This window comes from Sphingomonas sp. PP-CC-1A-547 (genome assembly GCF_003610375.1).
Lineage (GTDB): Bacteria > Pseudomonadota > Alphaproteobacteria > Sphingomonadales > Sphingomonadaceae > Sphingomonas.
Window position 1 is genome coordinate 606,471 of sequence record NZ_RAPZ01000010.1, and the last position, 24,468, is coordinate 630,938.

At 66.0% G+C, this 24,468-nt stretch carries 24 protein-coding genes and 1 tRNA gene; 18 read left to right on the forward strand and 7 right to left on the reverse strand.

Translation table 11 applies throughout. The annotated features are described in order from the left end of the window. Positions 1-46: 46 nt before the first annotated feature. Positions 47-373, reverse strand: coding sequence for a TIGR02300 family protein (locus tag C8J39_RS03525; protein ID WP_031395784.1), 327 nt, complete (start codon positions 371-373; stop codon positions 47-49). Positions 374-472: 99 nt separating this feature from the next. Between C8J39_RS03525 and aroA the strand changes: the two genes are divergently transcribed. After that, positions 473-1,807, forward strand: coding sequence for a 3-phosphoshikimate 1-carboxyvinyltransferase (aroA, locus tag C8J39_RS03530; protein WP_120299298.1), 1,335 nt, complete (start codon positions 473-475; stop codon positions 1,805-1,807). 1 nt (position 1,808) lies between these two features. Then, positions 1,809-2,444, forward strand: a complete 636-nt coding sequence (cmk, locus tag C8J39_RS03535) for a (d)CMP kinase (RefSeq protein ID WP_120299299.1) — start codon at positions 1,809-1,811, stop codon at positions 2,442-2,444. Between the two features lie 274 nt (positions 2,445-2,718). On the opposite strand, the gene C8J39_RS03540 is transcribed toward cmk, so the two are convergent. Then, the gene (locus C8J39_RS03540) at positions 2,719-2,976 is read right to left on the reverse strand and encodes a SemiSWEET family transporter (RefSeq protein WP_056486791.1); all 258 of its coding nucleotides are present in this window, start codon (positions 2,974-2,976) and stop codon (positions 2,719-2,721) included. A 276-nt stretch (positions 2,977-3,252) separates the two neighbouring features. Here C8J39_RS03540 and rpsA point away from each other — a divergent pair, with 276 nt between their 5' ends. The 3 genes from rpsA to C8J39_RS03555 all read left to right on the forward strand — a co-directional run bounded on the left by rpsA (position 3,253) and on the right by C8J39_RS03555 (position 5,609). Further along, the gene (rpsA, locus tag C8J39_RS03545) at positions 3,253-4,971 is read left to right on the forward strand and encodes a 30S ribosomal protein S1 (protein ID WP_056060414.1); all 1,719 of its coding nucleotides are present in this window, start codon (positions 3,253-3,255) and stop codon (positions 4,969-4,971) included. Between the two features lie 175 nt (positions 4,972-5,146). After that, positions 5,147-5,425, forward strand: coding sequence for an integration host factor subunit beta (locus tag C8J39_RS03550; RefSeq protein WP_056060417.1), 279 nt, complete (start codon positions 5,147-5,149; stop codon positions 5,423-5,425). Between the two features lie 100 nt (positions 5,426-5,525). Beyond that, positions 5,526-5,609 (forward strand) — tRNA-Leu (locus C8J39_RS03555). Positions 5,610-5,642: 33 nt separating this feature from the next. On the opposite strand, the gene C8J39_RS03560 is transcribed toward C8J39_RS03555, so the two are convergent. Genes C8J39_RS03560 through C8J39_RS03570 form a run of 3 tightly spaced genes read right to left on the reverse strand, consistent with a single transcriptional unit; the run spans position 5,643 to position 8,379 of the window. After that, positions 5,643-6,695 carry a patatin-like phospholipase family protein gene (locus C8J39_RS03560; protein WP_120299300.1) on the reverse strand — a complete coding sequence of 351 codons (1,053 nt, stop codon included), beginning with the start codon at positions 6,693-6,695 and terminating at the stop codon, positions 5,643-5,645. Beyond that, positions 6,692-7,708, reverse strand: coding sequence for an SDR family oxidoreductase (locus tag C8J39_RS03565; RefSeq protein WP_220669824.1), 1,017 nt, complete (start codon positions 7,706-7,708; stop codon positions 6,692-6,694). The genes C8J39_RS03560 and C8J39_RS03565 overlap by 4 nt, the downstream gene beginning before the upstream one ends. Before the next feature lie 5 nt (positions 7,709-7,713). Continuing rightward, positions 7,714-8,379, reverse strand: coding sequence for an HAD family hydrolase (locus C8J39_RS03570; protein WP_165895112.1), 666 nt, complete (start codon positions 8,377-8,379; stop codon positions 7,714-7,716). Between the two features lie 548 nt (positions 8,380-8,927). Here C8J39_RS03570 and C8J39_RS03575 point away from each other — a divergent pair. The 4 genes from C8J39_RS03575 to C8J39_RS03590 all read left to right on the forward strand — a co-directional run bounded on the left by C8J39_RS03575 (position 8,928) and on the right by C8J39_RS03590 (position 11,555). Continuing rightward, a complete protein-coding gene (locus C8J39_RS03575) occupies positions 8,928-10,100 on the forward strand; it encodes a zinc-dependent alcohol dehydrogenase (protein ID WP_056486803.1) in 1,173 nt (390 codons plus the stop codon). A gap of 77 nt (positions 10,101-10,177) precedes the next feature. After that, positions 10,178-10,636, forward strand: a complete 459-nt coding sequence (locus C8J39_RS18645; protein ID WP_183037926.1) for a hypothetical protein — start codon at positions 10,178-10,180, stop codon at positions 10,634-10,636. 83 nt (positions 10,637-10,719) lie between these two features. Then, positions 10,720-11,229, forward strand: coding sequence for a ferritin-like domain-containing protein (locus C8J39_RS03585; protein ID WP_120299302.1), 510 nt, complete (start codon positions 10,720-10,722; stop codon positions 11,227-11,229). Positions 11,230-11,303: 74 nt separating this feature from the next. Then, complete coding sequence (locus tag C8J39_RS03590) at positions 11,304-11,555, forward strand: hypothetical protein (RefSeq protein ID WP_120299303.1); 252 nt, start codon at positions 11,304-11,306, stop codon at positions 11,553-11,555. Between the two features lie 48 nt (positions 11,556-11,603). Here C8J39_RS03590 and C8J39_RS03595 read toward each other — a convergent pair whose 3' ends face one another. Next, positions 11,604-13,703 carry a phosphocholine-specific phospholipase C gene (locus C8J39_RS03595; RefSeq protein ID WP_120299304.1) on the reverse strand — a complete coding sequence of 700 codons (2,100 nt, stop codon included), beginning with the start codon at positions 13,701-13,703 and terminating at the stop codon, positions 11,604-11,606. A 349-nt stretch (positions 13,704-14,052) separates the two neighbouring features. Here C8J39_RS03595 and C8J39_RS03600 point away from each other — a divergent pair, with 349 nt between their 5' ends. The 5 genes from C8J39_RS03600 to C8J39_RS03620 all read left to right on the forward strand — a co-directional run bounded on the left by C8J39_RS03600 (position 14,053) and on the right by C8J39_RS03620 (position 18,419). Then, the gene (locus C8J39_RS03600) at positions 14,053-15,489 is read left to right on the forward strand and encodes an NAD-dependent succinate-semialdehyde dehydrogenase (RefSeq protein WP_120299708.1); all 1,437 of its coding nucleotides are present in this window, start codon (positions 14,053-14,055) and stop codon (positions 15,487-15,489) included. Positions 15,490-15,656: 167 nt separating this feature from the next. Then, positions 15,657-15,947 (forward strand): I78 family peptidase inhibitor, encoded by a 291-nt coding sequence (locus C8J39_RS03605; protein WP_120299305.1) that lies wholly within the window; start codon positions 15,657-15,659, stop codon positions 15,945-15,947. Positions 15,948-15,981: 34 nt separating this feature from the next. Next, entirely contained in the window at positions 15,982-16,332 is a 351-nt protein-coding gene (locus C8J39_RS03610; protein WP_243649709.1) for a hypothetical protein, read from the forward strand. A 78-nt stretch (positions 16,333-16,410) separates the two neighbouring features. Further along, positions 16,411-17,988: an ABC transporter substrate-binding protein gene (locus tag C8J39_RS03615; RefSeq protein WP_120299306.1), complete on the forward strand. Its 1,578-nt coding sequence runs from the start codon at positions 16,411-16,413 to the stop codon at positions 17,986-17,988. A gap of 5 nt (positions 17,989-17,993) precedes the next feature. Then, on the forward strand, positions 17,994-18,419 hold the full coding sequence (locus C8J39_RS03620) for a DUF4112 domain-containing protein (RefSeq protein ID WP_120299307.1): 426 nt from the start codon (positions 17,994-17,996) through the stop codon (positions 18,417-18,419). A gap of 134 nt (positions 18,420-18,553) precedes the next feature. Here C8J39_RS03620 and C8J39_RS03625 read toward each other — a convergent pair whose 3' ends face one another. Further along, positions 18,554-20,008 (reverse strand): L,D-transpeptidase family protein, encoded by a 1,455-nt coding sequence (locus tag C8J39_RS03625; protein WP_259457492.1) that lies wholly within the window; start codon positions 20,006-20,008, stop codon positions 18,554-18,556. Between the two features lie 170 nt (positions 20,009-20,178). Here C8J39_RS03625 and C8J39_RS03630 point away from each other — a divergent pair, with 170 nt between their 5' ends. The 4 genes from C8J39_RS03630 (at position 20,179) to pyrF (ending at position 24,330) form a co-directional block, all read left to right on the forward strand. Continuing rightward, entirely contained in the window at positions 20,179-20,904 is a 726-nt protein-coding gene (locus tag C8J39_RS03630) for an endonuclease/exonuclease/phosphatase family protein (RefSeq protein ID WP_120299308.1), read from the forward strand. Between the two features lie 34 nt (positions 20,905-20,938). After that, a complete protein-coding gene (locus tag C8J39_RS03635; RefSeq protein WP_120299309.1) occupies positions 20,939-23,227 on the forward strand; it encodes a patatin-like protein in 2,289 nt (762 codons plus the stop codon). Between the two features lie 84 nt (positions 23,228-23,311). After that, a complete protein-coding gene (locus C8J39_RS03640; protein ID WP_120299310.1) occupies positions 23,312-23,659 on the forward strand; it encodes a lipopolysaccharide assembly protein LapA domain-containing protein in 348 nt (115 codons plus the stop codon). Then, positions 23,656-24,330, forward strand: coding sequence for an orotidine-5'-phosphate decarboxylase (pyrF, locus tag C8J39_RS03645; RefSeq protein ID WP_120299311.1), 675 nt, complete (start codon positions 23,656-23,658; stop codon positions 24,328-24,330). Before C8J39_RS03640 ends, pyrF begins: the two co-directional genes overlap by 4 nt. The last annotated feature ends 138 nt before the right edge of the window (positions 24,331-24,468 follow it).

Below are 24,468 nucleotides of genomic sequence, written 5' to 3' on the forward strand. Positions count from 1 at the left end.
CCGGGTTGGCAAGCGGCGTAAATGCCGCCTGCCAAATTTATTCTGATTAACGCTCGTGTTCGTCCTGCGGCGTCTCGACGCCGAGGTCGTCGTCGCCGCCGAGATCGACTTCGTCGTCGGCCGATGGCTCTTCGTCCTCGCCGGTGATCGAGGCGATATCCTCTTCCTCATCACCCTCGAGGTCCGCGTCGGGCTTCTTGGTGTCGGGCTTGGCGACTTCGAACGGCAGCGGCTGCTTCGACTTCAGGATGGGCTCGGGCTCCCACGCGTACCCGCATTCGATGCAGGTCACGGGGTCGGCTTTTTCGAGGTCGTAGAAACGCGTCGCGCATTTCGGGCACGAACGCTTCGTGCCCCATTCCGGCTTGATCATGCCGATAGAACCTTTCGGATGAATGGATTGCGGGGGGATACCCTCGCAAAGTGGGCGCGCCTTGCCATAGCGCAAGGCCACTGTCAAAAGCCCGGCCCCATGGCACACCCCCTCCCCACTTCGATGGACGTCGTTGCGCGCGGTCCTCTGACCGGTTCGATTGCGGTCCCCGGCGACAAGTCGATCAGTCACCGCGCCTTGATGTTCGCGAGCCTTGCGGTCGGCACCAGCCGGATCGAGGGTCTGCTGGAGGGCGAGGACGTACTCGCCACTGCCGCTGCGATGCGCGCGATGGGCGCGACAATCGAGCGCGGCGAGGATGGCATCTGGACGGTCGACGGCGTGGGCGTCGGCGGATTGCTCCAGCCCGAGACCGCGTTGGAGATGGGCAATTCGGGGACGTCGACGCGGCTGCTGATGGGGCTGGTGTCGAGCCATCCGATCACCTGCACCTTTACCGGCGACGCTTCGCTGTCGGGTAGGCCGATGGGGCGCGTGATCGAGCCGCTGTCGCAGATGGGGGCGGACATTACGTCGTCGCCGGGCGGGCGGCTGCCGCTGATGGTGCGCGGGATGTGTCCGGCGGTCCCGATCGAATACACGCTGCCAGTCGCATCGGCGCAGGTGAAGTCGGCGATCCTGCTGGCGGGGCTCAACACGCCGGGGATCACGCGGGTGATCGAGCCGGTCGCGACGCGCGATCATAGCGAGCGGATGCTGACCGGGTTTGGCGCGAAGCTGACCGTCGAGGAGACGAACCAGGGTCGCATCATCTCGATCACCGGCGAAGCCAAGTTGAAGCCGCAGGACATCGTCGTGCCGGGCGATCCTTCGTCTTCGGCGTTCTGGCTGGTCGCTGCGTCGATCGTGCCGGGGTCGGATATCGTCGTGCGCAATGTCGGGCTGAACCCGACACGGATCGGGATCGTCACGGCTTTGCGGATGATGGGCGCGGATATTACCGAACTCGACCCGCGCACCGTCGGCGGCGAGCCCGTCGCGGATCTGCGCGTGCGACATGCCCCGCTGACTGCGATCGAAGTGCCGGCGGATCTCGCGCCGAGCATGATCGACGAATATCCGGTGCTGTTCGTCGCCGCCGCCTTCGCGACCGGCACGACGATCGCACGCGGCGCGCATGAGCTGCGCGTCAAGGAATCGGACCGGATCACGACGATGCGGATCGCGCTCGAAGCGTGCGGCGTCGTTTGCGAGGAGTATGAGGACGGCATGGCGATCACCGGGTCTGGCGGCGCGGCGATTCGCGGTGGCGCTCGGATCGCCTCGAAACTCGACCACCGCATCGCAATGAGCATGGTGGTGGCTGGACTTGGGAGCCGCGAGCCCGTCACGATCGATGATGTATCGCCGGTGGCGACGAGCTATCCCGTGTTCTTCCGGTCGCTCGACGCGCTTACCGGCCGGGGGAATTAAGATGATCATCGCAGTCGACGGTCCGGCGGCATCGGGCAAGGGCACCATCGCGCGCGCCCTGGCCAAGCATTACAAGCTGCCGTATCTCGATACCGGGTTGCTCTACCGCGCGGTCGCGTTGAGCGTGGCGCGGATGGGGCTCGATCCGGAAACCGAGGCCGACGCGGTCGCGGCGTGCGATTTCAGCGATGCGCTGTTGAGCGATCCGGCGTTGCGCGACGACGATATCGGCGCGCTGGCGTCGGTGGTTTCGGCGCATCCGCTGGTCCGCGCGGCATTGCTTCATCGCCAGAAGCGGTTTGCGGCGCAGGAGGGTGGCGCGATCCTCGACGGGCGCGACATCGGCACGGTGATCGCGCCGGATGCCGATGCCAAGCTGTTCGTGAAGGCCACGCCGAATATTCGGGCGCAGCGGCGGCATGCGGAGTTGCAGGCTCGGGGCGGGACTGCGAGCAAGGATCGGGTGCTGGCGGATATTCGGGCTCGGGATGCTCGGGATAGTGGGCGGTCGACTGCGCCGTTGGTGATGGCGGCGGATGCTGCGTTGCTGGATACGAGTTTTCTGTCGATCGAGGCTTCGGTGCAGAGGGCGGTTGCGCTGGTTGAAGCGCAGCGGGCGAAGAGGGTTTCGGTTTAGGGCTTAGAGCTATCCAGTTGGCCCCACCCCGGCGAAGGCCGGGGCCCAATTGGAACGTCGGCGGTAACGAAGCGCAGTCCTCAGTTAGCATCGTCCCCCAATTGGGCCCCGGCCTCCGCCGGGGTGGTTGCTCTGTTGGTGAGCTAACGCGCCAAAAATTGTTTCCCCGCGAAGGCGGGAACCCAGACTGGGCTCCCGCCTTCGCGGGAGAACAAGGAAGGGGTTGCCGCCCGTTATAAGCTCCGCAGCCTGCAGCGCAGCCACCCGCGCGCGCCTAAAGCGCAGTAACCAGCGCCACCGCGCCGAACACCACCCCCGGGAAATTCGCCACGACGATCGGCCAGTCCCGCTTGTCCTTCAGAAACCCGTACCCGACCCACAGCGCGCAGTTCACCATCGTCGCGAACGGCTGGACCACCGATCCCTTCTGCCCCGCAAGGTTCAGCATGATCTGGTCGATGTAAGACAAATACATCACGATCGCCGTCACGGTGGCGACCCAGCCCAGCACGAGAATGCCGCGTTCGTTCAAATCTTCGCTCCTGTTGTGAGCGGCCCCTAACGAAGCAGCGGCGAACTTGCTCCGAGACGGGGTTTCGGCTATACGGAACCGTCCGGCGAGCGATGCTCGTGGAGGAAGGCGCGGAGACCCTCGAGTCTCACGCGCCGTTTTCGCATTCAGCGTCTACGTCCTCCGCGCCTCGTGCCGTCCGGATGCCGCGTTCGACGTTCGGTCGTCGCGGCAACGAAGGCCAAGACCAGCGGACCCAACCGCTTGGCCGGAAACAGACTAGGATTACTGAATTCTATGGCAACCCAGGTAATGCCGACCCGCGACGATTTCGCGGCGATGCTGAACGAAACGCTCGGCGACGCCGACAGCTTCGAGGGCCGCGTGGTGCATGGCACCGTGACCGGCATCGAGAACGACATGGCCGTCATCGACGTCGGTCTGAAGTCGGAAGGCCGCGTGCCGCTTCGCGAATTCGCAGCGCCGGGCCAGAAGGCTGACCTCAAGGTCGGCGACGAAGTCGAAGTCTATGTCGACCGCGTCGAGAACGTCCACGGCGAAGCGATGCTCAGCCGCGATCGCGCCCGTCGCGAAGCCGCATGGGACAAGCTGGAAACCGAATTCTCCAAGACGACCCGCGTCGAAGGCGTGATCTTCGGCCGCGTGAAGGGTGGCTTCACCGTCGACCTGAACGGCGCCGTCGCATTCCTGCCCGGTTCGCAGGTCGATATCCGCCCCGTGCGCGATGTCACCCCGCTGATGGACATCCCCCAGCCGTTCCAGATCCTGAAGATGGACCGCAAGCGCGGCAACATCGTCGTGTCGCGTCGCGCCGTTCTCGAAGAGACGCGCGCAGAGCAGCGTTCGGGCCTGATCCTCAGCCTGGCCGAGGGTCAGATCATCGATGGCGTCGTCAAGAACATCACCGATTACGGTGCGTTTGTTGATCTCGGCGGCATCGATGGCCTGCTGCACGTCACCGATCTCAGCTACAAGCGCGTCGGTCACCCGAGCGAAGTCCTGAACATCGGCGACACCGTCAAGGTGCAGATCATCCGCATCAACAAGGACACCCAGCGCATCAGCCTCGGCATGAAGCAGCTGGAGAGCGATCCCTGGGATGGCGCGATGGTCAAGTACCCGGTCGGCGCGAAGCTCACCGGCCGTGTCACGAACATCACCGAATATGGTGCGTTCGTCGAGCTGGAAGCGGGCATCGAAGGCCTCGTCCACGTGTCGGAAATGTCCTGGACCAAGAAGAACGTCCATCCGGGCAAGATCGTGTCGACCTCGCAGGAAGTCGACGTCATGGTCCTCGAAGTCGATTCCGAGAAGCGTCGCATCTCGCTCGGCCTCAAGCAGGCTCAGGCCAATCCTTGGGAGGCGTTCGCTGCCGCCCATCCGATCGGTTCGACCGTCGAAGGCGAAGTCAAGAACGCGACCGAGTTCGGTCTGTTCATCGGCCTCGACAACGACGTCGACGGCATGGTCCACATGTCCGACATCGCATGGGGTGTCTCGGGCGAGGACGCGCTCAACCTGCATCGCAAGGGTGAGACCGTCGAGGCTGTCGTGCTCGACATCGACGCCGAGAAGGAGCGTATCTCGCTCGGCATGAAGCAGCTCGAGCGCGGCGGGCCTTCGGCCGGTGGCATCGCAGCGGCAGGCGACAAGCTGAACAAGAACGCGATCGTTACCGTGACCGTTCTCGAAGTCCGCGACGCGGGCCTCGAAGTGCAGCAGGGCGACGATGGCGCGACTGGCTTCATCAAGCGCACGGACCTGGGTCGCGATCGCGACGAGCAGCGTCCGGAGCGTTTCCAGGTCGGCCAGAAGTTCGACGCGATGGTCACCGGCTTCGATCGTTCGAAGAAGCCGACCTTCTCGATCAAGGCCATGCAGATCTCGGAAGAGAAGCAGGCTGTCGCTCAGTACGGTTCGTCGGACTCGGGCGCGACCCTCGGCAACATCCTGGGCGAGGCTCTCAAGGCTCGTACGGACGCCGAGAAGAAGTAAGTGTTAAGAAAAGCCTAACGGCTTATCGATGAAAACGCCCGGCATGTCTCGAACATGTCGGGCTTTTTATTGTCAGATCCACTTTGGTTTTTGACTGTTCGGTAATAAGTGCTAATGCCTCGCAGGTTGACCTGTATCAATCTGTACGCGTTTTTTTAGATGGGCGGGGGCTCGAATGATCCGATCTGAACTGGTCCTTAAGATCGCCGAGGCGCATCCGGACCTACAGCCTAACGAAGTGGAGCTGATCGTCAGCACCTTCTTCGACGAGATATCCAAGCGACTGGCCGCCGACGGTCGAGTCGAACTGCGCGGTTTCGGTGCATTCTCCACGCGTGCGCGCGATGCGCGGACCGGCCGCAACCCGCGTACCGGCGAAGTCGTCGAGGTCGAGGCCAAGCGCGTGCCCTATTTCAAGCCGGGCAAGGAAATGCGCTCACGCCTGAACGTGTGAGCGGTACCATTGCGCGGGACCGTAGACAGTCGAAGAATATGCTGCCGGCCTGGCAAGATGGGTTGACGCTGCGCGCGACCTCGTCTTGTTGGGCGCGTGTGCGGACGTGGCGAAACCGGTAGACGCAGGAGACTTAAAATCTCCCTCCCTAGGAGTGCGGGTTCGAGTCCCGCCGTCCGCACCAATCCTATTTATCTCACCGGACCTGCCTGACCGCTCATCGGTTGGCGCCACTGGGTTGCTGGTAATCGATCTTGGCGATGTTGAAGCCGGGAACGCCGATCGACAGCGTTCCGGCCTTTACCCCCTCGACGGCCAGCATCCCGGCGCGACGACCTGCCGTCCAGCGCTGTTCGATCGTGGGGCCTGAGAAATCTAGCGCCTTGCCGGCGACTTCATCGGCCTGCTCGGTATAGGCGAGTCGGACCAGCGACAGCGCGAAATCCTCGCGGCCGGCATGCGCCGCCTGCCATCGTTCGATCGTGCGGCGGGATTGCGCGGCGAAGATCAGATCCTGCATGCGGCTCGTCGCCTCGCCCAATGTCGTTGGGCGCGGACCGTGGAGCGGCAAGAGGTCGACCGCGATACAGAGTGTCGGTCGCGGTGGCGGTTCGCTGAGGACCGGATCGAGCGGCAGGTTCGCGGACAGGCCGCCGTCGACCACCCAACGTCCTTCGATCTCGACCGGCGGGAAGGCGACCGGCACTGCGGCGCTGGCACGGATATGATCGGGTCCGATTTCCATCGTGACGCTGTCGAACACGACGTCGTCGCCGGTTTCGAGGTCGACGGCGGTCGCGGTGTAGCGGCACGAGCTGGCGTTGAGGCACTCGAAGTCGACCAGCCTCTCCAGCGTTGTCGCGAGTTGGTCGGTTTCGAAGATCGACGGCTGGCTGTCCGTCCACGGAGTCACTGCGGAGAACATCGGTCCGAAGATGCCGGGGCGACCGAGCGTTGCGGCCCAGCCCACCGCGTTCGTGCGGCGGCTGGTTTCGAGGGCACTCAACCACGGAAGGGTAAGCGCTCCGGACGGTGCGGGTCGCCAGAACGTCCGCAATTTTTCGATCCGACGATCGGGAGCGGAACCGGCGATCAGGGCTCCGTTGATCGCACCGATCGATGCGCCGATGATCCAGTCCGGTTGGAGATCGTGCTCATGCAGTGCTTCGTAGACGCCCGCCTCGAACGCGCCGAGCGCGTTGCCGCCGCTGAGGACTAGTGCGACGTCGAAGTCGCGCGCGGCCCCTGCCCGTTCGACGTCAGGTGTCACCGGCTTGTGTCCTTCGGCCGGCTGAGCGCGACCGCTATCCCGGCTCCGACGACACCGAGCAACAGAATGGCGGGGTGGAGTTTCTGTGCCTGCAACACGGTGCTCGATTTCCGCGCGTGGACGTCTTGGCTTCCGCGCAACGCATCGACGCGCGGCTCATAGAGGTTGTCGCGACGCGCCGGGTCGCCGGGATCGTCCGGCTTCTGCTGCGCGACGGTGCCGACCAGTTCCATGATCTTGTCGCTCAACCGTGGCGCGGCGCGCGATAGGAGCGAGGACAACAGCCCCCCGCCCCCGGCATACAGCGTGCGCCGCGGCGTTCCGCAGGCGAACAATACCGCATCGGCGACGACCGAGGGCGCGTAAAGCGGCGGCGGCAGGCGTGGTGGCTGGTCCATGAAATTGCGCGCGTGCTCGGGGAATGGCGTGTCGATCGCGCCGGGCTTGATCAGCGTCACCGAGATCGCGGCGCCCTCCTGCTCCAGTTCCATCCGCAGCGTATCGGTCAGCGCCTGCACCGCATGCTTGGTCGCGCAATATGGTCCCTGCTCGACGATCGCGCGGTCGCTGAGGATCGACCCGACGTTGATGATGGCGCCGCCGCCACGGCTCCGCAGATGCCGCGCGGCGACCAGCGATCCGTGCAGCACGCCGAAATAGTTGACGTCGAATACCCGGCGGTGATCGGCGACCGGGACCTGCTCGAGCGTGCCGTAGGTGCCGGCGCCGGCATTGTTGACCCAGCTGTCGAACCCGCCGAACGCTTTGATCGCGACGGCGGCGACCCGCTCGACCGCGGCCATGTCGCTGACGTCCGCGGCGCAGATCGCGATGCGTCCGCCATCGGCGGACAGGCGATCGCGCAGGGCCTCCAGTGCCGCTTCGTTGCGCGCGGTCGCGACGACGGCGGCACCGCGTTTCACGGCCTCTTCGACGATCGCGAGGCCATTACCGCTGGTTGCGCCGGTGACGACGATGATCTGATCGCGGAGGGGTTTCAGGGTGATGGCCATGGCGATCAGCGTCCCAGCGGCGAGGTTGCGTAGCTGGCGAGCAGGGCCGCCACGTCGTCGTAGATCGCGATCGCGCCTGCCGACTGAAGTTGCTCGTCCTTGAACTTGCCCGATCGGACCGCGACCGCGGCAATCCCGCATTTGGCCGCGGCCTCGATGTCGTAGGGCGTGTCGCCGACGACGATCACCTCGGTGGGATCGATGTTCGGCAGCTTCTTGAGCGCGGTCGCGAAGATGTCGGGGGCGGGCTTGGTCTTCTCGACGTCGTCGCTGCTCGTTGTCGTGGCGATCAGGTCGCGTGCGTCGAGCAGGTCTATGTAATGGTCGAGTTCTGCCTCGGAGGCGGACGATGCCAGTACGACCTGCTGCCCGAGACCATGCGCGTGCGCCAGCAGGTCGTGCGCCTGCGCGAACGGCTTGGCGGTCTCCAGGTATTTCGCCTTGAAGATCGCGCCGTGCGTGTCGCCGAGCTTTTCCTGCTGCTCCTCGTCCGCGTCGGGCAGCAGCGTCGGCACGAGCATGTCGGTACCCTTGCCGATCTGGTCGTGGATCACCTGCCGGTCGAACGACCCACCGACGGTCGCGAACGCCTCCTCCCAGGCGAGTACGTGCATGTCGTTGGTGTCGACCAGCGTACCATCGATGTCGAAGAGAATGGCTTTGATCTGCATGAGGCTATCCCGGATCTGAAATCGTGCACCCGCCCGTCGGAACGCCGCGGCGCCGTGCAAGGCGTGGCGGGCGAACGGCGTCGACAGACTGCAATAGCGTCCTAACGGTCCACACTCCGAATTGGCCCCGGCGTCCGCGAACTTGGTAGGGCGATCGCCGTTGCGCAGAGCAAGCCGCAGCATCAATGTCGCAACCGCAACGATGTCGCAGAGCGATCAAGCTCCACAAGTCCTTACGATTTATGGACTTTCATTGTATAATCTCGATTTAGTTTAAGTTCATCGATATTGATCACAATCAACATGAAATTTTAACTGCGGATATTGGCGTGACGCAGGAACGATGACGCCACTTTGATCGCTATACTCCCCGGGATACGTTCACGCTGACGGCGACGACGCGGAAACGTCGCGGCCGAGACTTCGTGGCGACAGTGCATAGTGTTGATGATGATCAGGCGGCGTTTGCGCCATTGCCGAGTCATGTCTGACGCGATGTCGTGTCGTGCGTGAGCACTAGGCTGCAATTCTATGACGGAGATCTTCTGATGCGCGCACTTGTTTGGCATGGAAAAGGCGATGTTCGGGTCGATACTGTTGCAGATCCCGAGATCAAGCATCCGCGCGATGCGATCATCAAGGTCACGGCCTGCGCGATCTGTGGGTCCGATCTTCATCTGCTCGACGGATACCAGCCGACGATGCAGGCGGGCGACATCTTGGGCCACGAGAACATGGGCGTCGTCGTCGCACTCGGCTCCGAAGTGACCAATTTGAAGATCGGCGACCGCGTCGTCGTGCCGTTCACGATCAGCTGCGGCGATTGCTTCTTTTGTCGCAAGGGCCTGTTCTCGGCATGCGAGCGGACGAACCCGAATGCGGAGATGGCGATCAAGGCGATGGGCCATTCGCCCGCCGGCCTGTTCGGGTTTAGCCACATGCTGGGCGGTTATTGCGGTGGCCAGGCCGAGTATCTGCGCGTGCCGATGGCCGATATCGGCCCGATCAAGGTGCCCGACAGCGTCACCGACGAGCAGGCGCTGTTCCTCTCCGACATCTTCCCGACCGGCTATATGGCCGCCGAGAATGCGCAGATCGAGCCGGGCGATACCGTGGCGATCTGGGGTTGCGGTCCGGTCGGCCAGTTCGCGATCCGATCGGCGCTGATGCTGGGCGCGGGCCGCGTGATCGCGATCGACGAGGTGCCCGAGCGTCTGGCGATGGCCGAGGCTGGCGGTGCGGAGACGATCAACTTCGCCGAGGTCGACAGCGTCTATGACGAACTCCAGTTCCGCACCAAGGGCCGCGGCCCCGACAGCTGCATCGACGCGGTGGGCGCAGAGGCTTCGGGTCATGGCGCGATGGATGCGGTGATCGACAAGGTAAAGGCGGCGACGTTCCTCGCCACCGACCGCGTCCATGTGCTGCGCGAGGCGATCATGAGCTGCCGGATGGGCGGTACGGTGTCGATCCCCGGCGTCTATGTTGGGATGGGCGACAAGATCCCGATCGGCGCGATGATGAACAAGGGGCTGACGATCAAGACCGGCCAGACGCACGTCCAGGCCTATACCAAGCCGCTGCTCGCGCGGATCGAGGCGGGCGACATCGACCCGAGCTTCGTCGTGACGCACCCGGCCAGCCTCGAGGATGCGCCCGAAATGTACCAGAAGTTCCGCGACAAGCAGGACGGGGTCATCAAGGTCGTGCTCCGGCCGTAACCCCTCCTCGGCCCGGTCCGCTCCCGGCGAGCGGACCGGGCCGGTTTTTGATCCGCTACATTCAGAAGGACATACCGATGAGTGACAAGGTTCATACCCCCGTTCCCGGCAATCCAGCGAGCAAGGGCGCACCGGACGGCGTCTCGGACTCGCCACGCGGCAACGATGACGTCCACGGCCGCAGCGAAGGCGGCGAGAGCGGTGGTGGGTCCTATCCCAACCCGCATGCCGGCAAGACCGAGACGAACACCGGCTTCATGGCGCATGGCGGCCAGACCGACATCGCCTATCACGGCGGTGGTCAGGCCGGCGAAGATGGCGGCAATGCCGGAAACGGTGTCGCAGGCTCGGATGGCGGTGACCGCACGACGATCGCCGCCGACCCCGATGCGGATCGCGAGCCCCATGTGATCGCTGGCGAAGGTCGCACGATCGAGGTCGTCGAGACATCGGGCATCGCCGAGGCCGAGGCCAGCGGCAAGATCGGCACCGATGCCAACTACGAGAACGAGCAGAAGCAGCCCGGCGCCGGCTGAGGTCGCCGCGCCCAAGTCTGCATTTCCCGCAATTCCAAACCAGCCGCCGCGCATTCCGCCGGTGAGCCCATAAGGATGATCCCATGTCTGCACCCGAAGATCTCCAGGAAATCTACACCGACGAGCTGAAGGACCTGTGGTCCGCGAACGACCAGATGAAGAAGGTACTGAAGAAGATCACGTCGAAGGCGAGCGACGCATCGCTGAAGGACATGCTGACCAAGTCGCAGGCGGATATCGAGAAGCATACCGACCTGCTCAAGGACCTGATCGCGTCGAACGACGAGAAGGTCTCGAAGGAGCATTGCAAGGGCATGGAAGGCCTCGTCGCCGAAGCCACCAAGCATGTGCTCGAAGAAGGTCCCGAAAAGGGTCCGCTGCTCGATGTGATGATCATCGCACAGTATCAGCGGATGACGCATTACGGGATCGCCGGGTTCGGCACGGCGACGGCGTACGCCAAGGCGCTGGGTCTCAAGGACGACCACAAGAAGCTGAGCGCGGCCACCAAGGACATCTACGGTGGTGATGAATATATGACGAAGCTCGCCGAAACGACCGTCAACATCGACGCCGAAGACGAAGACGAATAACGTCGAATGCCCGCCGGCATGCAGTCGGCGGGCATCCGCATCCCATACAATGCTGGACGGAAGAGACGAGATCCATGACGACCTATCCGCTGAGTGAGCCAGCCACGATCTACCGCACCGACACATCGGGTGGGGAGCGGAAGAGCGTTGCGCGCGGGTCTTTGGCCGACTGTGCCGACATTCTGGCCGGTTGGTCGTCGGAGGATCGCGCTACGGTCGAGATCGAGGTGGACGACATGGCACTGCGCTATGGATCGGACGAGATCGAGGAGCTTCTCCAGTTCCTGCGCGAGGAAGAGGCCGATCGGAAGTCTCCCGCCGGATGACGCGTTTGCGGCTGTGCGGTCGCGTTGGCCTCGGTGGACCGACCAGGTCTACGCGTGCGCGTCAGGCGGAAATGGATCGCTGCACGTGATCCGGCCCGGCGCATCGACGCGGCCGGACACGCGACGCCGAAATTGGGGAGCCGTCGCTGTGGACACCGTGACGTCGTACCAGCCGAAACTGTCGCGGAGAGGCCAGCGATAGCGTGTTTCGGCCAATGGTATCACCTTGGGCGGCATGCCGATCGCCGCAACGCTCGCCACCAGACCATGATCGCGCTGGCTGCCAGGCAGTCGCAGAACGAGATCGTCCGCGGTCGTGATCCACTGCATCCGGTACAGGTGCGCTGGATCGTTTCCGCTGCCGGCGAAATGGCGGTGGAAGCCGTTCGGGCCGAGCACCCACAGATCGTAAAGGCCCGCGTCCTCGAACGGCCAGTGCCCGTCCAACGCGTGTCCGGGCTCGACGGTGAAGCGGCGCGGCGCTTGGGCCAGGCCGGTGCGGTCGTAGACGTGGAACACCGCCGCCTGCGTCCCTTCCGCAGTGAATCGTAGATGGATCGCGCGATCGGCGATCCTCTCGCTGACGGCCAAGACATAGGGCAGCGGACGAGCGCGGCGGATGCCGGGTTCCTGCCATGGGTGCAGCGACCCGGCTGGCGCTTGGGGGCTTATCTGCTTGGGGATCGCCGCGGCCCGGATGGCATCGGGCCGTGGATCGGGCATCGCGGCGAACGGCGCAGGGTCGGCCGCAGTGAAGTCGAACGCGGACGTCAGGTCGCCGCAGACCGCGCGGCGCCACGGCGCGATGTTGGGTTCGTGGAAGTCGAACCGGCGTTCGAGGAAGCGGATCACCGAGGTGTGATCGAACACCTGCGAATTGCCCCACCCGCCCCGGCTCCACGGCGAGACGACGTACATCGGCACGCGCGGGCCCAACCCATACGCCCGGCCGCGATAGGCGGGCAGATCGAGCGCGGCATCGCTTTTGCTCGGGTGGAGGTGATAGCTGCCATCGAGATCGACCGTCGAGCCGCCGAGCAGCGTGCCGTCGGCGGCGTGCGCGGGTGGCGCCGGCGGCGGGACGTGATCGAAGAAGCCGTCATTCTCGTCGAACATCACGAGCAGCACGGTTCGCGCCCAGACCTTGGGGTCCGCGGTTAGCGCGTCGAGTACGTCGGCGGTATAGGCGGCGCCTTGCGCAGGACTTGATGGGCCGGGGTGCTCGGAGCCTTTCGCGGTGGCGATGACGTAGGACACTTGCGGCAGTCGCCCGCCGAGCACGTCGGCGCGCAACACGTCGAGCCCGCGGGTCGTCAGCGCGCGCTCTCGTAATGCAGGATCCCCATCACCCCGGTGCGCATCGCGGAACGCGGCGAAGCCGACCAGCGGGTTGTCGGTGAAATTGTCGGCCATGTCCTGGTAGATGCGCCAGTCGACACCCTTCGCCTGCAACCGCTCGACCACCGTCGTCCAGCGATACGGATCGGCAGCGCCACCGTCCGCGGGAAAACTGTCGTGCGAATTGCCGATCGCCGGACCACCCAGCGTACCGCCGGGATCGTTGGTGCCGCTCCACAGGAACAGGCGGTTTGTGTTGGTCCCGGTCTGGACCGAGCAATGATACGCGTCGCAGACCGTGAACGCCTCCGCGAGCGCGAACTGGAACTGGATGTCCTCGCGTCGATAATGCCCCATCGCGCGCTGGCTCTTGGCTTCGGGCCAGTGCGCCATCCGCCCCTCGTCCCACCCGCGCTGTGCATCGGGCCAGCTATGCGGCGTGCCCTCCATCCGCATCAGGTCGAAATTCGTCCGCGTGGCGAGGTGGAACGGCAGGACCGTGCGCGCGCCGCCGGGGGCGGTTCGATCGCTCTGGTACCAGACCGGCGCCGGCCTCGTCGCGTCGGCCTCGAACGGGACGGGGATCGGCAACCGGTCCGCAAACCCGCGGACGCCGCGCAGCGACCCGAAATAATGATCGAAGCCGCGATTCTCCTGCATCAGGATGACGACGTGCTCGACATCCATGATCGAGCCCGTCTTCACCTCGGGTGCAATCGCCGCCGCCCGCGCGATCGCCGCGGGAAACGCGGACAGCGTCGCACCGGACAGGCCGGCGGCGAGCAGCGTGCGACGAGAAACTTCTGTCATGGCCACGATCCGAATGATGAACGCGCACGATCTGCGCGCGCGCGGGATCGCACAAGATACTGTGCGCCTGCTCCGTATGCCCGATGCGTGTCATGTGCGTGACACGAGGCCTCGCGCGGGGCCGGGCGTCGACGCCAATGATTGGCCCGACGATCGCATCGCTCCGGTTGAGCCTGTGGACCCGCTGCCATATGCTGTGATCGCCGTGCCGGACGATCCCGGCATTTCGCTCGATCGATCCGGCGATTGCCACGTACGATCCCTCGATCGCACCTTGGGTCTTACCGCGGCGACGATCGACGACGACATGACGGTTCAGCCGAACGCGACGCCAACAACGGAGACGATTATGACCACCGCCTATGACACCAAGCTCGGGCTCTACATCGCCGGCGAATGGCTGAGCGGCGACGGTCGCGAGACTCGCGACGTGCTGAACCCGGCGACCGGTGCGGGACAGGCGGCGTTGCCGCTCGCCAATGCCGCGGACCTCGATCGTGCACTGGAGGCGACGCAGCGCGGCTTTATCGCATGGCGTGCGACCCCACCGGAAAAGCGTGCCGCGATCCTGGTCCGGACCGCGCAACTGCTGCGCGAGCGCGGCGATCACATCGCGCGTATCGCAACGCTGGAGCAGGGCAAGATCCAGGCCGAGGCGAAGGGCGAGGTCGCGTTTGCCGCCGCGCTGCTCGATTTCCATGCCGCCGAGGGCCTGCGCGTCTATGGCCGCGTGCTGCCCCGCCCATCGGGTACGCGCAGCCTGGTCCTGCACCAGCCGGTCGGCCCGGTGGCGGCGTTCTGCGCGTGGAACTTCCCGATCATGAACGTGGTGCGGAAGATCGCGCCAGCGGTCGCGGCCGGCTGCTCGATCATCATCAAGCCGTCCGAGGAAACCGCGGGTAGCGCGGTCGAGGTCATGCGCTGCTTCGAGGACGCGGGGTTGCCCGGTGACGTCGCGCAGTGCGTGTTCGGCGTGCCGGACATGGTGTCGCGCCACCTGCTCGCCTCACCGATCACGCGGAAACTAAGCTTCACCGGATCTGTGCCGGTCGGCAAGGCGCTGATGAAGCTGGCCGCCGATACGATGATGCGGACGACGATGGAGCTGGGCGGGCACGGCCCGGTGCTGGTGTTCGACGATTGCGATCTGGAGAAGACGCTCGATACGCTCGTCGCGCACAAGTTTCGCAACGCGGGCCAGGTCTGCGTCGCGCCGACGCGCTTCCACGTACAGGATGGCATCTACGACCGGTTTGCCGCCGGTTTCGCCGAGCGGACGCGCGCGCTGAAGATCGGCGACGGCATGGATGCGGCGAGCCAGATGGGCCCGATGGCCAACGCCCGCCGTCCCGATGCGATCGCCGAGCTGGTCGGCGACGCGACCGGGCACGGCGCGAAGCTGCTCGCGGGTGGCGACTATGGCGGCCAGGGCGGGTTCTTCTTCCAGCCGACCGTGCTGGCCGACGTACCCCTGTCGGCGCGCGCGATGAACGAGGAGCCGTTCGGCCCGGTCGCCCTGCTCAGCCGGTTCGCAACGGACGAGGACGCGGTGACCGAAGCCAACCGCCTGCCGTTCGGGCTGGCGGCGTATTGCTTCACCGAGAATGGCCGTCGCCAGAACATGCTCGGCGACGCGATCGAGGCGGGAATGATCGCGATCAACAATGTCCGGCTCAGCTATCCCGACAGCCCGTTCGGCGGCGTGAAGGAGAGCGGGCACGGTTCCGAGGACGGTCCAGAGGGCATTGCCGCGCATCTGGTCACGAAGGCCGTGCATATCAGCTGACCGGGCGGTGCAAGGCCTTCCGCGGACGGTCGGCCTTGCACGCCGTTGCACTGGATACCGGGGCACGCCCCCGCCCGTTCGATCAAGGCTATCCGGCGTCGGCACCGTCTACCGTTCAGGTTCGGCGCGCTAATCAGGGCGCGGCTTACGGTGACGGGGAGGTGACGATGACGACGATCAAGGGAAGCATGCTGGTGTCGATGCTTGGGCTGGCGTGCCTCGGAGCCTGCGCCTCGACCGGCACGAACGACCGGGCGACGACGGGACTATGCCGCCCCGATGCCGCCGCGGCGCTCGTCGGACAGAGCGCGCCTAGCGACACGAATATTCTTCGCCGGACGGGAAGCGCCGTGGTCCGTCGGCTCGCACCGGGCGATCCGATGACGCGCGATTACCGGCAGGAGCGCGTGACCGTCATTGTCGCGGACGGCCGAGTAGTCTCCGCATCCTGTGGTTGAGCGCGCAGTCTTGATGCGAGCGGTTATCTGCGCATTGGCCGGGACGTTCATCACGGGTTGCACGGCGCAGGTCCCGGTCGAAGGTCCGATAGCGCTTGGCCAGACCGCGTTCGTCGACGGACCGAAAGTGCGCGCGGACCGGGTCATCGAAGACAGTCGATGCCCGGTTGATGCGCAATGCGTCTGGGCGGGGCGGCTCGTGGTGCGCGCGACAGTCATGGGCGGCGGCTGGTCCAGGCAGATCGAGCTGACGCTCGGCATGCCCGTCAACGTCGCGGACGGCGCGCTGACCCTGGTCGCGGCCAGCCCGGTGCGGCGGGTGGATGCTCATCCCGCAAAGGGCAGCGCCTATCGCTTCACCTTCGAATTTCGGGGCGGCCGGTAACGTCGCGAGGCGTTTATCGGGTGGTGCGCGGTGCCCTCTGCGTTGCCCCGCGGGACGTCCGGGCCTACACCGTCGAGGATGCTGACGTCGACGATCCACCAGATTCTTGTGCTGCGATCGGATTCAGGCGGTCGACCTGGTTTGCGACCGGGCGCTGAACGCAGACGACGCACGCGGCTTACGGCGAGCGTCGCGCTATTCGCCGGGTGCGCGGTGCTGGCCGCGTGCGATCGGCGGCCGGATACCGGCGCAGTAGTGGTCAGCGCGATCGGCGGGGTCCCGCATGTCGCCGATGCCAGCCGCGTCGCACTCGACACCCCTGCCCGCCTGCTGATGGATTCGACCGCGCAGGGGCTGGTGCGGTTCGATGCCGCGGGGCAGATCGAGCCGGGGATCGCCGAGCGCTGGATCGTGATCGATGGCGGGATGAGCTACATCTTCCGCCTGCGCGAGGGCGACTGGGGCGATGGTACGCCGGTTACGGCCGAACAGGTGGTGACGATGCTCCAGCGACAGATCGGCGGCCCCGATACCGCACGAGCGGCATCGGGCGCACGCAATCCGCTCGCACCGTTCCTGACCGCGATCGACGAGATCGTCGTGATGACGCCGCAGGTGATCGAGGTGCGGCTGTCACGGCCCCGCCCCGACCTGCTGAAGCTGTTCGCACAACCCGAACTCGCGCTGCTGCGGCTGCGCCCGACCGGCGGGACCGGACCGTTCCGCGTGGCACATCGCGGTCGTGCACCGTTGCTGCGCCCGGCGTTCGATCCCGGCCAGGCCGATCCCGACGACCAGCGCGAGGCAAAGCCGCAGGAGGACGTCCGGCTGATCGGCGAGCGTGCGGCGCGGGCGATCGCGCGGTTCGCCAATCGCGACTCCGATCTGGTGAGCGGCGGCAGCTTCGTCGACTGGCCGTTGCTGGCGGTGACCAGTATCGCGCCGGCGAACATCCGCGTCGATCCGGCGGCGGGGCTGTTTGGCTTGGCGATCGTCCGGCGCGACGGGTTCCTGGCCGATGCCGCCAACCGCGCCGCCGTGTCGCAAGCGATCGACCGGTCGGCGGTGACAGCGGCGGTTGCGCCGAACTGGGACCCGGCGGACCGTCTCCTGCCCGATATCCTCGACTCCGCCTCGCTGCCGCAGGTGCCAGCATGGACGCTGTTGACGCAGGACGAACGTCGCGCCGCCGCGCGCCAGCGGGTTGCAGGCTGGAAACAGCAGATTCCGGGTCCGATCGAACTGCGGGTCGCGCTGCCCACCGGGCCGGGGGCGACGTTGCTGTATGCGCAGGTCGCGGCGTCGCTGATGGCGATCGAGATCGTTCCCCGTCGGGTCGGGATCGACGACGCGGCGGAGCTGAAGCTGGTCGATGCGGTCGCGCCCTATGACAGCGCGCGCTGGTATCTCGCGGCGGCGTGCGTTGCGTGCGGCGATGCGGCGCGGACGGCGCTGGAGGCGGCACGCGAGGCGCCGACGCTCGCCGAACGCGGTGCCAGGATCGCCGCCGCCGATGCCGCGATGAACGAGGACGTGGCGTTCATCCCGCTGGCGCGGCCCTTGCGCTGGTCGCTGGTCTCTACTCGCCTCAGCCAGTGGCAGGCGAACACCCGCGCGTGGCACCCGTTGAACCGGTTGCGCGCCGATACCAACTAGGGTCGATGAACCCGCGCACCACCCGCATCGCCCCCGGCGAGATCTTCCAGACGCTGCCGCTTGGCACGGACGCGCTGTCGGTGCGCCGCCGCGTCGAGGCGATGGAGCGCGTGATGGAGGGGTTGTTCGTCATCCCCGGCACCAACCGCAAGGTCGGCATGGACGTCGTGCTCGACCTTATCCCGTTCGCCGGCAGCACGATCGCAGCGGCGGTCGGCGCGTGGATGGCGTGGGAAGCGCGCAACATCGGCATGTCGAAGATCCAGATGGCGCGGATGTTCGGCAATGTCGGGATCGACTGGGCGTTCGGGATGATCCCGTTCGTCGGCGCGATTCCGGATTTCTTCTTCCGCTCGAACACGCGCAACCTGCGGATCATCAAGCGTCATCTCGACAAGCATTATCCTTCGACGACGACGCTTCAGGGATAAGACGCTCTATACGAGTCATTCCCGCGGAGGCAGGAACCAATACTGACTGACCTCACGAATGAGCCCGAATATTAGCCAGTATGGATCCCCGCCTGCGCGGGGATGACCCAGGGGTGTGCGAGTTAGAGTAGCTATTACGGCCCGACGTCCGCATCACGTGCCGCCGGCTTGTAGCTCGCACTCGTCCCAAGCCCAAGCGCGACCGCGACGCGGTCGTTCCAGCCATAGGGATCGGCGCGGATCACGGGCTCACCGGAGTCGTCGAACAGCACGGTCTGGTACAACAGCCGCACCGGTATTTCCTTGGGCAACTTGACGAACGTCTCCTTGCCGGTCGCGCGGGCGGCGTGCCACTGATCGGTAACGCCCTCGTCCTTCGCGAGCAGCTCGGCGAACCCGAGCGCATCCTCGACCCGGACGCAGCCATGGCTGCGCTGGCGCTGGATCTCCGCAAACAGCTGTTTCGCGGGCGTATCGTGCAGATAGATCGCGTGCTCGTTGGACATGTCGAACTTGACCAAGCCCAGCGAGTTCTTCGGCCCCGACTGTTGCACCAGCCAGCCGTTCTTCCACGCCAGGTTGTTGGCGCGCAGATACCCGGCACCCTTGCCCGCCATCTCCTTCTTCTCGACCGAGCGCGGCACCGTCCAGGTCGGATTGGCGACGAGCCGGAAGATCGGCGACCCGAGCTGCGGCGTTTCCTTGTCGGGTTCGCCGACCACCACCTTGCGGCTGTCGACCAGCTTGCCGTCTCGCCAATAGCTCAGGCGTGCCGCCGCGAGATTGACGTCGATCCGCGTGGTGGGCGCATTGCGATCGAGCCAGCGGAGCCGCTCCATGTTGACCGCGATCGCGCGCGCCCGGTCCGCGTCGGACAGGTTGAGGATGCCGAGCGCCGCGCTGCCGATCATGCCGTCCGGCTTGATGCCGTAATCGGCCTGCATCTTCTTGATCGCGAGGATCATCGCCGGGGTCAGGCGATCGCCCTGCGCCGCCGCCTTTTCGAGATAATCGAACGCGACGAGTTGGTGCGCGATCGCAGGGACGCGCGGATCGGCTTCGCCCGGCTTGATCGGCTTGCCCGTGTCGGGAATCGCGGACGCCGGAGTCTGTTCCCATTTCGGCGTCGCGAGATAGGCCTTCGATAGGCGCGCGTAATTCTCGTCCTGCGGCGCCAGCCCTGCGAGCCACTTGCCGACATCGCCGGCCTGAAGCGCCGCGGCAAGGCCACGACCGAGATCGAGCTGCGGGCGCGGCACGGTGTAGACGTCGAACAACTTGGTCGGATCGGTCGCGCCCTGCGACAGCGCCTTGCCGTATGCGAGCGCGGCCTTGGTCAAGGCGTCGTCGCCGGCACCGGGCTGCGCGCTCGCATCGAAACTCATCCGGTCGAGGCCGTGAGCGCCGCGCGCCGCGATCGCCTTGCGCAACTGCCCGGCGGTGGTGGTGGACCACCCGGTCGACGCAGCCGCCGGAGCCGCCGCCGCCGCGGGCTGCTGCGTGTTCGAGGCGGTCGTCGTCTTCACCTCGCACGCCGAGACTGCACACGTCATCGCCAGCAGCGATGCACCGATCAAACCAAGACGCACCAGCAATTCCCCCACAATCTGGACACACAACGCTCGGGTGTGGGTCTCCGCTCCACGACGGAGGAGCGCCGACGTAATTCTTCCACAAGATCGACCGCCCGTGCCTTTTGCATGTCACGCACCGTCATTCTGCAACCCGGATCGCGCCCGTCGCGTTATAGGGCCCACGCATGATCAAGGTCGCCAGCTACAATATCCACAAGGGCATCGGGCTCGACCGTCGGCGCAATCCCGAACGCGTGGTCGAGGTGCTGCGCGAGATCGATGCCGACGTGATCGCGCTGCAGGAAGCGGATCGGCGCTTCGGGGCCAAGGCCTGCGTGCTGCCGCATCACCTGCTGGAGGAGCATAGCGACTGGAAGCCGGTCGATTTCGGCCTGCGCGCGCTCAGCATGGGCTGGCACGGCAATGTCATCCTGGTGCGCAAGTCGGCGCGGGTGGTCGACAGCGAGCCGCTCCACCTCCCCTCGCTCGAGCCGCGCGGGGCGGTGATGGCCGACGTCCAGTTCGCGAGCGGCATGTTGCGCGTGCTCGGCATGCATCTCGATCTGTCCGGCCTGTGGCGACGCAAGCAGGCCGCCGCGATCATGAACCACGTCGATACCTGCGCGCAGGCGCATCCGACGGTGATGATGGGCGATCTCAACGAATGGAGCGCTGGCGCCGGATGCCTGCGCGATTTCGGCCGCGACTATGCGTTCGCCGAGACGGGCGCGAGCTTCCATTCGCGGCGCGCGGTCGCTCGGCTCGACCGGATCATGGTGTCGTCGGACTTGAACGTGGTCGAGTGTGGCGTCCATGCCAGCCCGGCGGCGCGGAAAGCCTCGGATCACCTGCCGATCTGGGCTATTCTGGAAACGAAAACGCCGACGAACCGAACCGGGGCCACCAGATAAACCCCGAGCGATACCGTCGGCATGAGGATGTAGAATGCGCGAGAAGGAACTGCGACTGGCGCTCGTCTGCTATGGCGGGATCAGCCTTGCGGTCTACATGCACGGCATCACCAAGGAGATCTGGCGCCTCGTCTGCGCCAGCCGCGCGTTCCACGACGGCGACACGCCGAAGGGCGGCAGCGAAGGCGTGTATCACGCGCTGCTCCAGGAGATCGAGGCGCATGGCGCGATCCGCGTCCGCGTCCTGGCCGACATCATCGCGGGCGCCAGCGCGGGCGGGATCAATGGCATCTTCCTCGCGCAGGCGATCGCGACCGGGCAAAGCCTCGACCCGCTGACCGACCTGTGGATGACGTCCGCCGACGTCGAGGCGCTGATCGATACCGAAGCGGCACCCAAATCGCGATTCTCGAAGGCGTGGGCGATGCCGCTCGCATGGATGGCGGCGGGGCGCAGCACCGACAAGGTCGACGCGCTCGACGATCCCACGCGTGAGGAGGTGCGGACCAAGCTGTCGCATTTCATCCGCTCGCGCTGGTTCGAGCCGCCGTTCGGGGGGAAGACCTTCACCAACCTGCTGCTCGATGCGTTCGACGCGATGGCGGCGAGCCAACGCGGGCCCCGCCTGTTGCCGCCGGGCCAGCCGCTCGACCTGTTCGTGACGGTCACCGACTTTTCGGGGCATCCCGAGCGGTTACAGCTCAATTCACCGGCGGAAGTGGTCGAGACCGAACATCGCCTGGTGGTCGATTTCACCGACAATGGCGGAGCGTGCGATACGCTCGCACCACCTGCAGAACTGGCGTTCGCGGCCCGCGCGACGTCGAGCTTTCCGGGAGCCTTTCCGCCGTTCACGGTCGCCGAACTGGACGGCGTGCTGAAGGATCGCGCGATCGTCTGGCCGGAGCGTCCTGCGTTTCTCGCGCGCGTGCTGCCACGGCATACCGCCGCCAACGCCGCCGAGAACGCCGTGCTGATCGACGGTTCGGTGCTCGCCAACGCGCCGTTCCGACCCGCGCTCGACGCGCTCAAGGAACGGCCGGCGCGGCGCCAGATCGACCGGCGGTTCATCTACATAGACCCCTCGCCCGACATCAAGCTGCGGCTCAACCGCGGCGGCGGCACGCCTGGCTTCTTCCAGACGATCATCGGCGCGATCAGCGACATTCCACGCCAGCAACCGATCCGGGACAATCTGGAGGCGATCGCAGAACGCTCGGCGCGGATCGACCGGATGCGCGGCATTCTTACCGCGATCCGTCCAGAGGTGGAGGCCGACGTCGAATCATTGTTCGGCCACACATTGTTCCTCGACCGGCCGACCGCGCCGCGACTGATCGCTTGGCGGCGACGTGCGCAAAAGGCGGCGGCGGCGAGTTCGGGCTATGGCTTCGTCGCGTACGGCCATCTCAAGCGCAGCGCGGTAATCGAGACGCTGGCGTTGCTGTTGTTCGATGCCGGGGAACATCACCGGCCGCGGCGGCTGGCACAGATCCGGGCCGCGATCGTCGCGCATGTCGCCGCATCGGGCGCGGACCTGCTCGGATCGGGCCATGCGGGTGGGGCCAGTGCGGCGTCGATTGCGTTCCTGCGGACCTTCGACATCGGCTTCCGCATCCGTCGACTGCGGCTGTTGGCGCGGCGCTTGTCGGAGGTTGAGACCGCCGCCGACGAACCCGAACTGGGGCCGATGCGCGACGCGATCTACGAGTCACTGTCGCCGTATCTAGATCGGTTGCGCGCCGAAATGCATGCCGGGCTCCACGATGCGGTACGGGCGATGCGCGGCGATGCGACCGCGGTACTGGAGACGCTCGGCCGGACGTTCGACTTGGAGCGCCTCGATGCGGAGACCGACCAGCGGCTGGCGGAGGCGTTCGCCGCGCTCGCCAAGCCGACACGGCGGACGCTGTTGCTGGCCTATCTCGGCTTTCCGTATTTCGACACCGCGACGCTGCCGCTGTTGCAGGGCGAAGGCCTCGACGAGTTCGATCCGATCAAGGTCGACCGGATCGCGCCCGACGATGCGACCTCGATCCGCTCCGGCGGCGCCGAGGCGACGTTGAAGGGGATCCAGTTCGGCACGTTCGGCGCGTTCTTCAGCCGCGCCTACCGCGAGAACGACTATCTGTGGGGGCGGCTGCACGGGTCGGAACGGATGATCGACATCACCGTCTCGACGCTGCCGTCGACCGTCCGCATGAAGCCGGGCCGGGTGGCGGCGATCAAGCGCGCGGCGTTCCTCGCCATCCTCGACGAGGAGGAACCACGGCTCACCGCGATCCTGCCGCTGATCGCGCAGTTGCGGACCGAAATCGGCTAAAGCTGGCCAAAACGCCGATGTGGCGGTAGCTCTGCGTTTCCAACCGCGTTTCGGCGCGATCGGGGTATGATAAAGGGTCGCCGCATGCAGTTCCTGAAAATCCTGTTCTGGTGCCTGCTGGCGTTCATCGCCGCGGTCTTCACCATCAGCAACTGGAACGCCGTCCAGATCCAGCTCTGGGGCGGGCTGATCGCGGACGTGAACCTGCCGCTGCTGCTGTTCGTGACGTTCCTGATCGGGTTCGTGCCGACGATGCTCTACAATCATGCGATCCGGTGGCGGCTGCGCCAGCGGCTGTCGACGTGCGAGCGCGAGTTGCTGGACCTGCGCACGCCGCGGCCGGAACCGGTGGCCTTCGTGCCTGCCGAGCCGTCGGCAACGATCGCACCGATTGGTGCGGCGACCGTTACGCCGCCGGGGTCGCTCCTGTGAGCAACCGTATCTACGTCGCACTCGACACGCCCGACCTCGCCCGTGCCAAGACGATGGCGACGCGCGTCCGCCACCATGTCGGCGGGATCAAGCTGGGGCTCGAATTCTTCTGCGCGCACGGCCAGTCCGGCGTGCATGCGATGGCGGAACTCGGCCTGCCGATCTTCCTCGACCTGAAGCTCCACGACATCCCGAACACGGTGGCCAAGGCGGTGCAGGCGTTGGGCGCGCTGAAGCCGGCGATCCTGACCGTGCATGCGAGTGGCGGGCGGGCGATGCTGGAAGACGCGAAGGCTGCTGCCCCGCTCGGCACGAAGGTGATCGCGGTGACGATGCTGACCAGCCTCGACGCGACCGATCTCGCCGCGACCGGCGTCATCGGCAACGCACACGACCAGGTTTCGCGGCTCACCGAACTCGCCTGCGAGGCGGGGGTCGACGGGATCGTCTGCTCGGGTGCGGAAGTTGCCGCGGCGAAGGCGATCTGGCCCAAGGGGTTCTTCGTGGTGCCCGGCGTGCGCCTTCCCGACGGCCAGGTCGGCGACCAGAAGCGCGTCGTCACCCCGCGCCAGGCGATGGACGCCGGCGCCTCGATCCTGGTAGTCGGCCGCCCGATCACGCAGGCCGAAGACCCCGACATCGCCGCCCGCGCGATCGGCGCGACGCTTTAACCCAAGGCTTAACTTCATAATCCTCCCCCGCCAGGGGGAGGTGGCGCCGAAGGCGTCGGAGGGGGAGGACACGGAACGTCGGTCATCTCTTCCCGCCCCCTCCGTCAGGCTGCGCCTGCCACCTCCCCCTTGCGGGGG